The sequence below is a fragment of the Brevundimonas sp. Root1423 genome (genome assembly GCF_001426805.1).
In genome coordinates, this window is record NZ_LMFL01000008.1 from 58,578 (window position 1) to 72,397 (window position 13,820).

At 67.4% G+C, this 13,820-nt stretch carries 12 protein-coding genes and 1 tRNA gene; 6 read left to right on the top strand and 7 right to left on the bottom strand.

Going from position 1 to position 13,820, the window contains the following annotated elements; all coding sequences use genetic code 11:
• Positions 1-83 precede the first annotated feature (83 nt).
• The 4 genes from ASD25_RS05640 (at position 84) to ASD25_RS05655 (ending at position 6,131) form a co-directional block, all read left to right on the top strand.
• A complete protein-coding gene (locus ASD25_RS05640; protein WP_056615563.1) occupies positions 84-848 on the top strand; it encodes a class II aldolase/adducin family protein in 765 nt (254 codons plus the stop codon).
• On the top strand, positions 845-1,624 hold the full coding sequence (locus ASD25_RS05645) for a hypothetical protein (RefSeq protein WP_369816551.1): 780 nt from the start codon (positions 845-847) through the stop codon (positions 1,622-1,624). Before ASD25_RS05640 ends, ASD25_RS05645 begins: the two co-directional genes overlap by 4 nt.
• A 125-nt stretch (positions 1,625-1,749) precedes the next feature.
• Entirely contained in the window at positions 1,750-2,907 is a 1,158-nt protein-coding gene (locus ASD25_RS05650; protein WP_056615393.1) for an efflux RND transporter periplasmic adaptor subunit, read from the top strand.
• Positions 2,907-6,131, top strand: coding sequence for an efflux RND transporter permease subunit (locus ASD25_RS05655; RefSeq protein WP_056615395.1), 3,225 nt, complete (start codon positions 2,907-2,909; stop codon positions 6,129-6,131). Before ASD25_RS05650 ends, ASD25_RS05655 begins: the two co-directional genes overlap by 1 nt.
• Before the next feature lies 1 nt (position 6,132).
• Here the strand turns inward: ASD25_RS05655 and ASD25_RS05660 are convergent, their stop codons facing one another.
• On the bottom strand, positions 6,133-6,618 hold the full coding sequence (locus ASD25_RS05660) for a cytochrome c family protein (RefSeq protein ID WP_056615397.1): 486 nt from the start codon (positions 6,616-6,618) through the stop codon (positions 6,133-6,135).
• 147 nt (positions 6,619-6,765) lie between these two features.
• Here ASD25_RS05660 and ASD25_RS05665 point away from each other — a divergent pair, with 147 nt between their 5' ends.
• Positions 6,766-7,038, top strand: coding sequence for a FeoA family protein (locus ASD25_RS05665; protein WP_056615570.1), 273 nt, complete (start codon positions 6,766-6,768; stop codon positions 7,036-7,038).
• Positions 7,038-8,909 (top strand): ferrous iron transporter B, encoded by a 1,872-nt coding sequence (locus ASD25_RS05670; RefSeq protein WP_056615399.1) that lies wholly within the window; start codon positions 7,038-7,040, stop codon positions 8,907-8,909. The genes ASD25_RS05665 and ASD25_RS05670 overlap by 1 nt, the downstream gene beginning before the upstream one ends.
• 10 nt (positions 8,910-8,919) lie before the next feature.
• On the opposite strand, the gene ASD25_RS05675 is transcribed toward ASD25_RS05670, so the two are convergent.
• The 6 genes from ASD25_RS05675 to cyoA all read right to left on the bottom strand — a co-directional run bounded on the left by ASD25_RS05675 (position 8,920) and on the right by cyoA (position 13,797).
• A tRNA-Thr gene (locus ASD25_RS05675) sits at positions 8,920-8,995 on the bottom strand.
• A 46-nt stretch (positions 8,996-9,041) separates the two neighbouring features.
• On the bottom strand, positions 9,042-9,809 hold the full coding sequence (locus tag ASD25_RS05680; protein WP_082572216.1) for an SURF1 family protein: 768 nt from the start codon (positions 9,807-9,809) through the stop codon (positions 9,042-9,044).
• Positions 9,737-10,132, bottom strand: coding sequence for a cytochrome o ubiquinol oxidase subunit IV (gene cyoD / locus ASD25_RS05685; RefSeq protein ID WP_369816552.1), 396 nt, complete (start codon positions 10,130-10,132; stop codon positions 9,737-9,739). The genes ASD25_RS05680 and cyoD overlap by 73 nt, the downstream gene beginning before the upstream one ends.
• The gene (cyoC, locus tag ASD25_RS05690; RefSeq protein WP_056615401.1) at positions 10,129-10,761 is read right to left on the bottom strand and encodes a cytochrome o ubiquinol oxidase subunit III; all 633 of its coding nucleotides are present in this window, start codon (positions 10,759-10,761) and stop codon (positions 10,129-10,131) included. The genes cyoD and cyoC overlap by 4 nt, the downstream gene beginning before the upstream one ends.
• Positions 10,758-12,758: a cytochrome o ubiquinol oxidase subunit I gene (gene cyoB, locus ASD25_RS05695; protein WP_056615405.1), complete on the bottom strand. Its 2,001-nt coding sequence runs from the start codon at positions 12,756-12,758 to the stop codon at positions 10,758-10,760. The genes cyoC and cyoB overlap by 4 nt, the downstream gene beginning before the upstream one ends.
• 16 nt (positions 12,759-12,774) lie before the next feature.
• Positions 12,775-13,797 carry a ubiquinol oxidase subunit II gene (gene cyoA / locus ASD25_RS05700; protein WP_082572220.1) on the bottom strand — a complete coding sequence of 341 codons (1,023 nt, stop codon included), beginning with the start codon at positions 13,795-13,797 and terminating at the stop codon, positions 12,775-12,777.
• Between the last annotated feature and the right edge of the window lie 23 nt (positions 13,798-13,820).

Below are 13,820 nucleotides of genomic sequence, written 5' to 3' on the forward strand. Positions count from 1 at the left end.
GACGCTAAGACGCGGTTAACGGAAGCTGAATCTTGACGCCGGCCTCGCCCGGCGCGAGCGTGCGCCGCAATCAGGAGGCGATCATGGCTGACGGCGCGACCACATCTCTCAAATCGAGGGTGTCAGAGGCGGAATGGAACGTCCGCGTCGAACTGGCCGCCCTCTACCGGCTCGTCGCCCTGCACGGCTGGGACGACATGATCTTCACCCACATCTCGGCGCGCGTGCCGGGTCCCGAGCATCATTTCCTGATCAACCCCTACGGCTGGTATTTCGAGGAGATCACCGCCTCGTCGCTGGTGAAGGTCGATCTGGAGGGGAAGATCGTCCAGGAGACGACCAGCTTCATCAATCCGGCCGGCTTCACCATCCACTCCGCCATCCACGGAGCGCGCGAGGACGCCCATTTCGTCATCCACCTGCACACGGTGGCGGGCGTGGGCGTCGCGGCGCAGCAGGAGGGGCTGCTGCCGATCGGCCAGAACGCCTGCCTGCTGCAGCACCAGGTCGCCTATCATGGCTATGAAGGTCTGGCGCTGAACCACGACGAACGTGAACGGCTGGTCGCAGATCTTGGCGACAAGCCGCTGATGCTGCTGCGCAATCACGGCACGCTCGCGGTCGGTCAGACGGCCGCGGCGGCCTGGGTCGGCATGTTCTTCCTCGAGCGCGCCTGCGCCCAGCAGGTGGCGGCGCTTTCGGGCGGGCGCGACCATGTGCTGTTCGCCCCCGACGCCGCCCAGGCCGAGACGAAGGAACAGGGCAGGGGCATCGGCTTCATCTCCGGACTCGCCTGGCCCGGCGCCCTGCGCATGCTCGACCGGAAATCTCCGGGCTACGACGCTTGAAATCGGCCGGGGGGCTGCTGACCGGACTGGCGGCCCTCGCGATGGCGAGCGCCGCTCATGCCGGTCCCTGGACCCAGCCCAAAGGGCATGGCCAGATGATCCTGAAATACGAGAACATGCACGCCGATCGCGGCTTCGACCCCGACGGCTCGCTGGCGGACCTGCCCGCCGAGCGGCGCGACGCCTCCCTCGGCGTGTTCGCGGAATACGGCCTGACCGACCGCCTGACCCTGCAATTCAAGGGCGACTGGCAATCCGGCGAGGACGCCTTCGTCGACTATGACGGGCGCGGACCGCTGGAGATCGGCGTCACATGGCAGGCATGGCGTGACGATCGGACCGCCGCCAGCCTCTACGCCGGCTATGCAGACGGCGGCGAGGGCCGGAACGCGGGCTACGCTGCGCCGGGGCAGGGCGACAGCGACTGGGAGCTGCGCGGCTCAATCGGGCGCTCTTTCAACGGCTGGAGCGGAAGCTGGGCCCCCACGGGCAGCTTCGTAGAGGTGCAGGGCGCGCGCCGCATGCGTCAGGGGTTGCCGGACGAAATCCGCATCGACGCCACGGCGGGCGCCCATTTCAGCGATGACTGGATGGTCTTGGCCCAGGCCTATGGCGGACAGGCCGACGACGGCGGCCCCCGCTGGTTGTCCGTGGAGGCTTCGGTGGTGCGCGACCTCGGCGACTGGAGCCTGCAGGCCGGTTGGCGTCAGGCCATCGCCGGTCGCGAGACGCCGGAAAGCGGCGGCCCCGTCATCGCCCTCTGGCGCCGGTTCTGACCGCGACATAGAAGCGCGGCTTCCGGCCGACGGAAACCGCCGCAACACTCGTTACAATCACTTTAGTTGCGTCGACGGCGTCAGCCGCTAAGTCGGCTCGTTCCCCCTGCCAGAGAGCGTCCCGCGTGATCAAACGCCACTTCTTCCTCGCCGCCGCCGCTGTCCTGCTGGGCCTGATGGTCGTGGCCGTCGTGCTGAAGATGGCATTCGCCGAGGACGAGAAGGGCGGCGGCGGGCCGGGCGGCCGTGGCGGTCCGGGAGGCGGACGCGGCCAGACGGTGTCCGAGGCGGTCATTGGCGCCCGCTCCTTCACCGACGAGATCCGGGTGCTGGGCGTCGCGCGCGGCCGACGCTCGGTCAACATCACCTCCTCGACCAGCGAACTGATCACCCGCGTTCTGTTCACCGACGGCCAGCGGGTCGCGGCGGGCGCCCCCCTCGTAGAACTTCAGGCGCGCGAAGAGGACGCCGGGATCATCGAGGCCCGCGCCCAGGTGGCCCAGGCCCAGCGCCAGTACGACCGCTTCAAGACCCTCGCGGATCAGGGCATCGCCCCCCGCGTCACCGCAGAAGACGCCGAGACCTCGCTAGCTACAGCCCGGGCGTCGCTGAACGCCGCACAGGCGCGTCGCGGCGACCGGCTGATCCGCGCCCCGTTCGCGGGCGTTCTGGGCCTCAGCTCGGTCACGGCCGGCACCCTGGTCAATCCGGGCGGAATCATCACCACGCTGGACGACATCGATGTTGTCCGTGTCGATTTCCCGGTGCCCGAGCGCTATCTGGGCGTGCTGCGGGCCGGAACCCCGATCCGAGCCACGATCGACGCCTACGGGAACGAGGTCTTCACCGGCCGCATCGCCCTGATCGACACGCGCATCAACGAACAGACCCGCGCCGTCACCGCTCGTGCCGAAATCCCCAACCCGGGCTATCGCATTCGTCCGGGCATGGCTGTCCGTGTCGCCGTCCAGCAGGGCCAGCGCACCGCCCCGGCCGCGCCGGAAGCGGCGGTCCAGTACGAAGGCGACGGCGCCTTCGTCTACCGCATCGCCAAGGGTGAAAAGGGCACGACCGCCCAGCGCGTCGAGGTCGAGACCGGCTCGGTCGAGGGCGGCTTCGTCGAGATCGTGTCCGGCCTCAATGCGGGCGACCGCATCGTCGGCTCGGGGCTGAACCGCATCCAGCCCGGTGCGCCGGTAAGCGTCACCGGGCAGGGCGGCGGTCGAGGGCAGGGCGCGCGCCGTCCCGCCGGCGTCGCTCCTGCGCAGGGCGCCGCCCGATGATGCTGTCCGATCTCGCCGTCCGCCGCCCCGTTTTCGCGGCGGTGGCCGCCATCGTCCTGTGCGTGATCGGCGCCGCGGCCTTCTTCTTCCTGCCGGTGCGCGAGCTGCCGGATGTGGACCCGCCGATCGTCTCGGTCAGCACCAGCTACGCGGGCGCCTCGGCCGAGGTCATCGAAAGCCGGATCACCGAGCCGATCGAACAGCAGATCGCTGGCATCCAGGGCGTCGAGCGGATCAACTCGTCCAGCCGCGACGGCCGCTCGAACGTCTCCATTGAGTTCTCGCTGGACCGGAACATCGACGACGCCGCCAACGACGTCCGCGACCGCGTCTCCCGCGTCGTCGGCCGCCTGCCGGATCAGGCCCAGCCGCCGGAGGTGTCCAAGGCCGACACCGACAGCCAGCCGATCATGATCCTGTTCCTGCGCTCGACGGCCATGAACCGGCTGGAGCTGACGGACTACGCCGACCGCTATCTAATCGACCGTCTGGCCACCGTGCCCGGCGTGGCCCAGGTGCAGATCTATGGCGAGCAGCGCTACGCCATGCGAATCTGGCTGGACGCCTCTGCCCTGGCCGCCCGCGGCCTGACCGTGACCGACGTCGAGACCGCCCTGACAGCCCAGAACGTCGAACTGCCCGCCGGCCAGCTGGAGTCGGGCCAGAAGGACTACACCGTCCGCGTCGCCCGCACCTACGCCCGCGCCGAGGACTTCCGCCAGCTGCCCATCGGCACGCGCGGCTCCAGCGGGGTCGCCGCCTCCCCGACCGGCGCGGCTTCTTCGGCCACGGCCCTCCCCAGCGGCGCCTCGGGCGCCATCCAGGGCCAGTCCGGCTATGTGACCCGTCTGGGCGACATCGCCCGCATCGAAGAGGCGCCCGCCGAGGACCGCCGCCTGTTCCGCGGCAATGGACAGGACCAGATTGGCCTCGCCGTCACGCGTCAGGCCCAGTCCAACGACCTCGCCATCTCCAAGGGCGTCGAGGACATGCTTGAGCAGGTCCGCCCCAGCCTGCCGCAGGGCACCGAACTGGTCATCGGCTCGGACAACTCGGTCTTCACATCCCACGCGATCGAGGAAGTCTGGATCACCATCGGCATCTCGCTGGCGCTGGTGGCGCTGGTCAATTTCGTCTTCCTCGGCAGCATGCGAGCGGCCTTCATCCCCTCGATCGTCGCGCCCATCTGCCTGCTGTCGACCTTCATCGTGCTGGCCCCGTTGGGCTTCTCGTTGAATCTGCTCACGCTTCTGGCGCTGGTTCTGGCCATCGGTCTGGTCGTCGACGACGCCATTGTGGTGACCGAGAACATCCAGCGCCGCCTCGATCACGGCGAGCCGCCGCTGGTGGCCGCCGAGCGCGGGACGCGGCAGGTGTTCTTCGCCGTCGTGGCCACGACCATCGTCCTGCTGGCCGTGTTCGCGCCCCTGCTGTTCCTGCCTGGCTATGTCGGCCGTCTGTTCGTCGAGCTGGCGGCGGCGATCGCGGCGGCCGTGGCCTTCTCGGCCTTCCTGGCCCTGACCCTGTCGCCCATGCTGGCTTCGCGGATTCTGAAGCCGGCCTCGGGCGGCGGCTGGCTGGCCCGCCGGGTCGACCGCGCCATGGAGGCGCTGCGCAACTCGTACCAGAACTCGCTGCAGGCCATGCTCGGCAAGCGGATCGCGGTCGTCGGGGTGTCCGTCCTCGTGCTCGCCGTCGCCGGCGGCGCGGCGGCCATGTTCTTCGCCCTGCCCAACGAACTGGTGCCGGCCGAAGACCGCGGCCGGGTGCAGGTCCGCGTTCAGGGCCCCGAGGGCGCCGGCTTCGACTACACCCGCAAGATCATGATGGGCATCGAACCCATCCTCGCCGAGTACAAGGCCAGCGGCGAGGCGGACTCCTATCTGATCTCGGCACCCGGTTTTGGCGGCGGCAGCTTCAACTCCGGCAACGGCAGCCTGATCCTCAGCGACTGGTCCGAACGCGACCGGGCCGCCGACGAGATCGCCCAGGAACTGAACGGCAAGCTGCGCGGCCAGACGGACGCACAGGTCAACGCCTCGGTTCCCGGCGCCTTCCAGCGCGGGGGCGGAAACTCCAACTCGGTCGAGATGGTCGTGACCGGCGCGGAGTACGAAGACATCTACAACTGGCTTCAGCCCGTTCTGGCGGCCTCCCTCGAGAACCCGGGCCTGTCGCGGCCGCGCCTGAACTACGAGCCGAACGCGCCGCGTCTGCTGGTCGAGGTCAACCCCGAGAAGGCCGCCGCGCTTGGCGTGTCGTCACAGGCCGTCGGCCGGACGCTGGAGACCATGTTCGGATCGCGCCGCGCCACCACCTATCTGCGCGGCGGTCAGGAATACGACGTCATCCTTCAGACCCAGCGCGACGATCGGCGGACCGTCGCCGATCTTGAATCCCTGTATGTCGCGACCGGTTCGGGCCAGCTGGTCCCCCTGTCCGCCGTGGTCACCACCCAGACCTCGGGCGACACGCCGGACCGGCGCCGGCTGGATCGTCAGCGGGCCATCTCGATCTCCGCCGACCTGAACCCCGGCACGACCCTGGCCGACGCGACCGAGTTCATGACCCGGGTGTCGCGCGAACAGCCGCAGGGCGTGGTCACCACCCAGTGGGGCGGGGCCGCCCGCGACCAGCAGGAGGCGGGCGGCGCCGTCGCCGCGGCCTTCGGTCTGGCGCTGCTACTGGTCTTCCTGGTGTTGGCGGCCCAGTTCGAGAGCTGGATCACCCCGGCGGTCATCATGCTGACCGTGCCGCTCGCGGCTGCCGGCGGCCTGTTCGGTCTGATGATGGCGGGCTCCAGCCTCAACATCTACTCGCAGATCGGTCTGATCATCCTGATCGGGGTGGCGGCCAAGAACGGCATTCTGATCGTGGAGTTCGCCAACCAGCTGCGCGATCAGGGGCGGACGATCCAGGAGGCGATCATCGAGTCGTCGACCCTGCGTCTGCGCCCGATCATCATGACCTCGATCGCCACCGCCTTCGGGGCTCTGCCCCTGGTGCTGTGGCAGGGGGCGGGCGCCGGCAGCCGCCAGACCATCGGCGTGGTCATTTTCGCCGGGGCCATGTTCGCGACCCTGCTGACCCTGTTTGTGGTGCCGGTGATCTACGGCGTGCTGGCGCGCTTCACCAAGTCGCCCGAGTACACGGCCCGCAAGATCGAGGAGTGGGAAGCCCAGGAGGTCACCGCCAACGATCCGGTGCCCGCGGCGGCGGAGTAAATCAGGCGGCCGGCGGCGTGTAGCCGGTCTCGACCTTCAGCCAGGCGATGACGTCGCGCCGATCCGTCGCGTCCGGCAGGCCGGCGAAGCTCATCTTGGTGCCGCGGAGGAAGGTGCGCGGGTTCTCCAGCCAGTGATCGAGGTGCTCGGCGTCCCAGACGAAGCCGGCGTCTTTCACCGCGGTCGAATAGTTGAACTTCGGCTGGCTTCCCGCCGGGCGGCCGAAGACGCCGTACAGATTTGGCCCGGTCATGTTCGGCCCGCCCTCGGTGACGGTGTGGCACGAACGGCATCGGGCGAAGACGCGGCGACCGTTCTCCAGATCGGCCTGATTGTAGGGTGCGGGCAGGGCGGCCAGCAGGACGGCCTTTTCGGCCGCCGTCGGCGCGGGTCTGGCGGGGGCCGCAGGTGCATCGCTTCCGCCGTCGCTCGGCCCGCAACCGGCGAGAGTTGCAGCGGCGAAGGCGGTGAGGACGAGGCGTTTCATGGTCGGCTCCGGCGATACCCGCCCTTGATAGCTGAACCGTCGCCTCCGGCAACCGGTGCGGCGTCGCGCCGGACTGGACGGCGGCGGTTCGCACCTGATAATCACTGTCAACAAGCGCGGAAGGCCGCGATGATCCCTGCGAGCGTGATGTCCGAGACCCTCAAACTGAGCCAGGCCCGTCAGGGCGACCGGGGCGTGATCGTCCAGGTCGGCAACCACGCCCATCACGACGAGCACGCGATGGAGCTGGAGCGCCGGCTGCTGGAGCTCGGCTTTGTCGAGGGTGCGCGCGTCGAGGTGCTGCACGAGGGACTGTTCGGCCGCGACCCCATCGCGATGAAGGTGGATGACATGCGTGTGGCCCTGCGCCGTCATGAGGCCGCGCGCCTGACCGTCCGCTTCGAACCGGCCGCCGCCTGATGGATATGATGGTGCGGAGCGCGCGGGTCGCGCTTGTCGGAAATCCAAACAGCGGCAAGACCGCCCTGTTCAACGCCCTGACCGGCGCCCACCAGAAGGTCGCCAACTACGCAGGCGTCACGGTGGAGCGGAAGGAGGGCCTGATCCGCTCGGCGGACGGCCGCAATCTCTCTGTCCTGGACCTGCCCGGCACCTATTCCCTGCGCGCGCGCAGCCCCGATGAGGAGGTCACCCGCGACGCCGTCCTCGGCAAGCTGGCGGGCGAGACGCCGCCTGATGTGCTGATCTGCGTCGCCGACGCCACCAACCTGCGGCTGGTCCTGCGTCTGGTGCTGGAGCTTAAGGCCGTCGGCAGGCCGATGGTGCTGGCGCTGAACATGTACGACATCGCCCAGCGTCAGGGCCTGCGTATCGATCTGGAGCGGTTGTCGGCCGAGCTGGGCGTGCCGGTCGTTCCGACGACGGCTACCCGCAAGCGCGGCATCGACGACCTGATCTCCACCGTCTCCGGCGTGCTGGACGCCGCGCCGCAGATCGCCGCCAACGCCTGGGCCGCCCCCGACGCCGCCGCCCTTCGAGGCGCCGCGCGCGAGGCCGAACGGATCATGAAGGCCTGCGTCCGCCCGCCCGAGCGGCCGGATACGCTGACAGGCAAGATCGACACTGTCTTGCTGCACCCGGTTGGCGGGCTCGTGATCCTGTTGAGCCTGTTATTCGTCATGTTCCAGGCCGTCTTCACCTGGGCCACGCCCCTGATGGACGGCATCGAGGGCCTGCTGGCGGCGCTGGGCGTCGCCGTGGCGACGATCATGCCCGACGGCATCTGGGAGAGCCTGATCGTTGACGGCCTGATCTCCGGCGTCGGCAGCGTGCTGGTCTTCCTGCCGCAGATCCTGATCCTGTTCCTCTTCATCATCCTGCTGGAAGACTTCGGCTACATGGCCCGCGCGGCCTTCCTGATGGATCGCATCATGGGCGGGGCGGGGCTGCACGGACGCGCCTTCATTCCCCTGCTCAGCAGCTTCGCCTGCGCCATTCCGGGCGTCATGGCGGCGCGGGTGATCGACAGCAAACGCGACCGGCTGACCACCATCATGGTCGCGCCGCTGATGACCTGTTCGGCGCGCATCCCGGTCTACACCCTGATCATCGCCGCCTTCATTCCCAACCAGCAGGTCTGGGGCTTCGCCAGTCTGCAGGGACTGGTGATGTTCGGCCTCTACGCCGCCGGCATCATCAGCGCGCTGGCGGTCTCCTTCGTGATCCGCAAGGTGTTCTGGAGAGGGGCCGTCGAGCCCTTCATGATGGAGCTGCCGGCCTACAAGACCCCCGACATGAAGAGCGTCCTGTTCAATCTGTGGATCCGGGCGAAGATCTTCCTCGAGCGGGCGGGGCGGATCATCCTGCCGCTGATGATCATCGTCTGGGCGCTGGCGACCTTCCCCTATCCGCCGGAAGGCGCGACCCTGCCGGCCATCGACTACAGTTTCGCCGGCATGATCGGCCATGCGCTGGAGCCGCTGTTCGCCCCCATCGGCTTCAACTGGCAGATGGTCATCGCCCTGGTCCCCGGCATGGCCGCGCGCGAGGTCGCGGTGGCGGCGCTGGGCACCGTCTACGCCGTCGCCGATCCCGAGAGCGCCACCAGCCTGCTGGGCGCGACCCTGGCGGCCCAGTGGTCGCTGGCGACGGGTTTGGCCTTCCTCGCCTGGTACGTCTTCGCGCCCCAGTGCGTGGCCACGCTGGGCGTGGTCAAGCGCGAGCTGAACTCGTGGAAATGGATGTGGGTGATGGTCGTCTACATGTTCGGCCTGGCCTATCTGGCGGCCTTCGTCGTCTACCGGATCGCGGTGGCGCTGGGAGGCGGCTGACGGGCGGTGGTGGTGCCGGCTGCAGGAATCGAACCCGCGACATCCAGTTTACAAAACTGGCGCTCTACCAACTGAGCTAAGCCGGCCGCCGTCCCGACGGGCCGCCCTTATGCTGGCCCGACATGACGGACGTCAAGACGGCGAACCGCGTCGCCGGTGCCGAAACACGATGACCCCGCCGACCAGCGACAGGGCGGCCAGCGCGAACCATGTCAGGGCGTAGACGAGGTGGTCGTTGCGGAAGCGAACCACCGTCATCCCGCCCCTCGGATAACCGCCCGGATTGGCGGCGGCGTCCGCATCGATGAAGAAGGGCGCGACCGGCTCCGCGAGGCCCCGGGCGCGCGCGATCGCCTCGACATCGCGCGAATACCAGCGACCGGCGGCCGGAGCGTTGCTGCGCAGAAAGGCCCCTCCGGGCTCGGTTGTGCGTAGCAGGCCCGTGACCCGCACCGTTCCAGCGGTCAGGCCCGACGGGCGACTGGACGGTGCGCGGAGCTCTGTCGGTACGAACCCGCGATTGACCAGAACGACCCCGGCGGCGGTTCTCAGAGGCGTCATCACCCACCAGCCGGGTCCGGCCTCGGTCACTGCAAGAACCGGCGTCTCACGGTCATGAAGGAATACACCGGTCACGCTGACCCGGGTGTAGGCCCTGTCGGTCGACCATTCGCTCCAGCGCGGCAGTGGACCCGGTGCGGCCGCCAGACGCGTGTCCACGGTGGTGATCAGTTGCCTCTTCCACGCCAGCCGCTCGACCTGCCAGACCCCCAGCGCCGAGAAGCCGGCGGTGAGCGTCAGGCACAGGGCCAGCAGCAGGCGCTTGCCTAGGCCACGGGGGCTTCGACCGGCGGGGGCGCCATCGGCATCATGTTGCCGTGCAGATGGTACATGATCCATAGCGACCCCGAGATGACGATCAGCACGATGATGGCGGTGAAGACCAGCGCCACCAGCGTCCAGCCGCCTTCTGACCGGGTGTTGACGTGCAGGAAGAAGACCGTGTGGACCACGATCTGTACGAAGGCGAGGACGACGACGATGATCGCCGTGGTCTGAACGCTGAGCAGTCCGGCCATCACCAGCCAGAAGGGAATGGCCGTCAGGATCGCCGACAGTATGAAGCCGGTCAGGTAGCCTCTGCGCGAGCCATGGCTGTGCCCGGCCTCGTGGCCAGGCACAGCCATGGCGGCGTCGGCGTGTTTGTCGTCGCGATCGGTCACTGCAGGGCTCCCAGCAGATAGACGAAGGTGAAGACGCCGATCCAGACCACGTCCAGCAGGTGCCAGAACATGCCCAGGCATGTCAGGCGACGCAGGTTATCCGGGATCAGACCCTTCCGGCTTACCTGCACCATCATCACCCCGATCCAGAGGATGCCGAAGGTGACGTGCAGGCCGTGCGTGCCGACGAGGGTGAAGAAGGCCGACAGGAAGGCGCTGCGCTGGGGCGTCGCCCCTTCGGCGAAGAGGTTTGCAAACTCGTAGAGTTCGACCCCGACGAAGCCGATGCCGAACAGGGCGGTTACGGCAAGCCAGGTCAGCACACCGCGGGTCTTGCCGTCCTGCGCATCCAGCATGGCCATGCCGTAGGTAATCGAGGAGATCAGCAGCAGGCCGGTGTTGAGCGCGACGATCGGAAGCTGGAACAACTCGGCGGGTGCGGGTCCTCCCGCCTGCGCCGTGACCAGCACGCCATAGGTGGCGAAGAGCGTCGCGAAGATCAGCGCGTCGCTCATCAGATAGATCCAGAAGCCCAGCAGGGTGGGGCTGTCGTGCTCCCCTGCATGGTCGTCCTCCTGAACCAGATAGAAGGTCGGTTCCTTGTTCACCTTGGTGCGGGACGCGCTCATGCTCCGGCCTCCATGGCGCGCCGCGCCTTTTCGTCGGCGGCGATCTCCTTCACCGGGACGAAGTAGGTGCGGTCATAGTTGAAGGTGTGGGCGATCGAATAGATCAGCAGCGCCGCGAAACTGAGCGCCGCCAGCCACCAGATGTACCAGACCATGGCGAAGCCCAGCACGAGGGCGAAGGCCGAGATGATCACGCCGGCCCCGGTGTTGCGCGGCATGTGGATCGGCTTGAAGCCGTTGGCCGGTCTCTCGTGTCCGCGGTCCTTCATGTCGTACCAGGCGTCGAGGTCGTGAATGACCGGGGTGAAGGCGAAATTGTAGGCGGGAGGCGGCGATGCCGTCGACCACTCCAGGGTCCGCCCGTCCCAGGGATCGCCGGTCGTATCGCGCAGCCGGTCGCGGTTCCGGATGCTGACGGCGATCTGGATGACGAAGGCGAGAATGCCGACGAGGATGATCAGGGCGCCGATGCCGGCGATCACGAACCACGGCTGCAGCGTCGGATCCTCGAAGAAGCGGACGCGGCGCGTCGTGCCCATCAGGCCGACGATGTAGATCGGCGTCCAGGCGACCCAGTAGCCGATGACCCATCCCCAGAAGGACACCCAGCCCCAGAAGCCGTCCAGCTTGAAGCCGAAGGCTTTCGGGAACCAGTAGGTCATGCCGGCGAACAGGCCGAACACCACGCCGCCGATGATGACGTTGTGGAAGTGCGCGACGAGGAAGAGCGAGTTGTGCAGCACGAAGTCCGCCGGCGGCACCGCCAGAAGTACTCCCGTCATGCCCCCGACGACGAAGGTGATCATGAAGGCGATCACCCATGCCATGGGCAGCTCGTAGCGGATGCGGCCGCGGTACATGGTGAAAAGCCAGTTGAATATCTTCGCGCCCGTCGGGATGGCGATCACCATGGTGGCGATTCCGAAGAACGAGTTGACGCTGGCGCCGGACCCCATGGTGAAGAAGTGGTGCAACCACACCAGATAGCTGAGGATGGTGATGACGACGGTCGCGTAGACCATCGACGAATAGCCGAACAATCGCTTGCCCGAGAAGGTCGAGGTGATCTCGGAATAGATGCCGAAGACGGGCAGGATCAGGACGTAGACCTCCGGGTGACCCCAGATCCACACCAGGTTCCAGTACATCATGGCGTTGCCGCCGAGGTCGTTGGTGAAGAAGTTCGTCCCGACATAGCGGTCCAGCATGAGCAGGGCGAAAGCGCCGGTGAGGACCGGAAAAATAGCGATGGCCAATACGTTGCTGCAGAGCGCGGTCCAGGTGAACACAGGCATCTTCATCAGGGTCATGCCCGGAGCGCGCATCTTGAACACGGTCGTGACCATGTTGATCGCGGACAGGGTCGTCCCGACCCCGGCTATCTGCAGCGCCCACAGGTAGTAGTCCGGCCCTGTCCCCGGACTGTTCTGTATGTTGGCGACGGGCACGTAGTTCAGCCATCCGGCGGTCGAGAACTCGCCGATGAACAGCGAGGCCATGACCAGCAGCGCGCCCGCCACGGTCAGCCACAGGCTGAGACTGTTGAGGAAGGGGAAGGCCACGTCGCGCGCGCCGATCTGCAGCGGCATCACGAAATTGACCACGCCCACGATCAGCGGAATGGCCACGAAGAAGATCATGATCGTGCCGTGGGCGGTGAAGACCTGATCGTAGTGGTGGGCGTTGAGATAGCCCTCGCTGCCGCCGAAGGCGATCGCTTGCTGCAGCCGCATCATCAGGGCGTCGGCGAAGCCGCGCAGCAGCATGACGATGCCGAGGATCAGATACATGATCCCGATCTTCTTGTGGTCGACGCTGGTCAGCCACTCCCGCCACAGCCAGCCCCACAGCTTGAAGTGGGTCACCACTGAAAGCAGGGCCACACCCAGCAGGACCACGACCGCGAAGGTGCCGATCAGGATCGGCTCATGGATCGGGAAGGACTCCAGCGTCAGGCGGCCGAAGATCGGGCTGAGGGGAGGAGTGGGGGAGGACATGGGTATCTCCGTCAGCCTAGCCATGCGCGGCCTGGCCGGTCACCGGCGCTGTGTGGGAGGAGGGTGCAGGGGCGTGTGCGGGGCCCTGCGGGCCGCGCTCGCCGGATGCGGCCGGGGCTTCCTGGGCCGGGTGATGCATCTGATCGACCAGACACGTCGTTCCGGGCGCCACGCAGCGGTTCACCACCCGCGCGAACAGACCCGCCGGCGCCGTGCTGTAGAGAGTGAGCGGGTGTTTCTCGGTCGGTCGCTCCAGCGCCAGATAGCCGTCGGTGGTCAGGCCGGCGCCGGTCGCCTGCACCTGCCGCACCCATTGATCAAATCCGGCCTGCGGCACGCCTCTCAGACGGAAGCGCATGTCCGAGAAGCCCGCGCCGCTGTAGTTGGCCGAGTAGCCCTCATAGTCTCCGGGGCGATTCAGCACCGCGTGAAGCTGCGACTGCATCCCGGGCATGGCGTAGATCATCCCCGCCAGGGTGGGGGCGTAGAAGGTGTTCATCATGTTGGTCGAGGTGATGTCGAAGCGCACCTCGCGGTCCACGGGCAGGACCAGTTCATTGACCGTGGCGATGTTCTGCTCGGGGTAGATGAACAGCCATTTCCAGTCCATCGCCACCACCTGAACCACCATGGGAGCGACGCTCGGATCCGTAGGTCGACCCTCGGCGATCCGGTCGAGCCGGCGGAAGGGATCCAGCAGGTGGGTGCTCGACCAGGTAAGGGCGCCGAGGCAGACAATGATCAGCAGCGGGATGGACCAGATGCCGAGTTCCAGCGCGGTCGAGTGGTGGAATTTCGGGTCGTAGTTGGCGTTGCGATTGCCGGCCCGATAGCGCCAGGCGAACAGCACGATCATGATGAGCACAGGAACGATGATCAGCAGCATCAGACCGGTCGACACATAAATCAGGTCGCGCTGCTGGAGGGCGATGTCCCCTGCCGGGTTGAGCACCGCGCGTTGGCAACCGGACAGCGCAGTGATCAGCGGAAGCAAAGTCAGGCTGACCAGTCGCCTGCGGGAGAACAGGTGTTCGCTCATGACTTCGCCGTTAGGCTGCGCCT

What these genes read in the sequence shown, in the direction of transcription:
- cyoC (WP_056615401.1), bottom strand. Translation starts at nt 10,761, where the DNA reads ATGAGCGCGTCCCGCACCAAGGTGAACAAGGAACCGACCTTCTATCTG.
- ASD25_RS05670 (WP_056615399.1), top strand. Translation starts at nt 7,038, where the DNA reads ATGGATATGATGGTGCGGAGCGCGCGGGTCGCGCTTGTCGGAAATCCA.
- ASD25_RS05660 (WP_056615397.1), bottom strand. Translation starts at nt 6,618, where the DNA reads ATGAAACGCCTCGTCCTCACCGCCTTCGCCGCTGCAACTCTCGCCGGT.
- ASD25_RS05665 (WP_056615570.1), top strand. Translation starts at nt 6,766, where the DNA reads ATGTCCGAGACCCTCAAACTGAGCCAGGCCCGTCAGGGCGACCGGGGC.
- ASD25_RS05680 (WP_082572216.1), bottom strand. Translation starts at nt 9,809, where the DNA reads ATGGATCATGTACCATCTGCACGGCAACATGATGCCGATGGCGCCCCC.
- ASD25_RS05640 (WP_056615563.1), top strand. Translation starts at nt 84, where the DNA reads ATGGCTGACGGCGCGACCACATCTCTCAAATCGAGGGTGTCAGAGGCG.
- cyoB (WP_056615405.1), bottom strand. Translation starts at nt 12,758, where the DNA reads ATGTCCTCCCCCACTCCTCCCCTCAGCCCGATCTTCGGCCGCCTGACG.
- cyoA (WP_082572220.1), bottom strand. Translation starts at nt 13,797, where the DNA reads ATGAGCGAACACCTGTTCTCCCGCAGGCGACTGGTCAGCCTGACTTTG.
- ASD25_RS05655 (WP_056615395.1), top strand. Translation starts at nt 2,907, where the DNA reads ATGCTGTCCGATCTCGCCGTCCGCCGCCCCGTTTTCGCGGCGGTGGCC.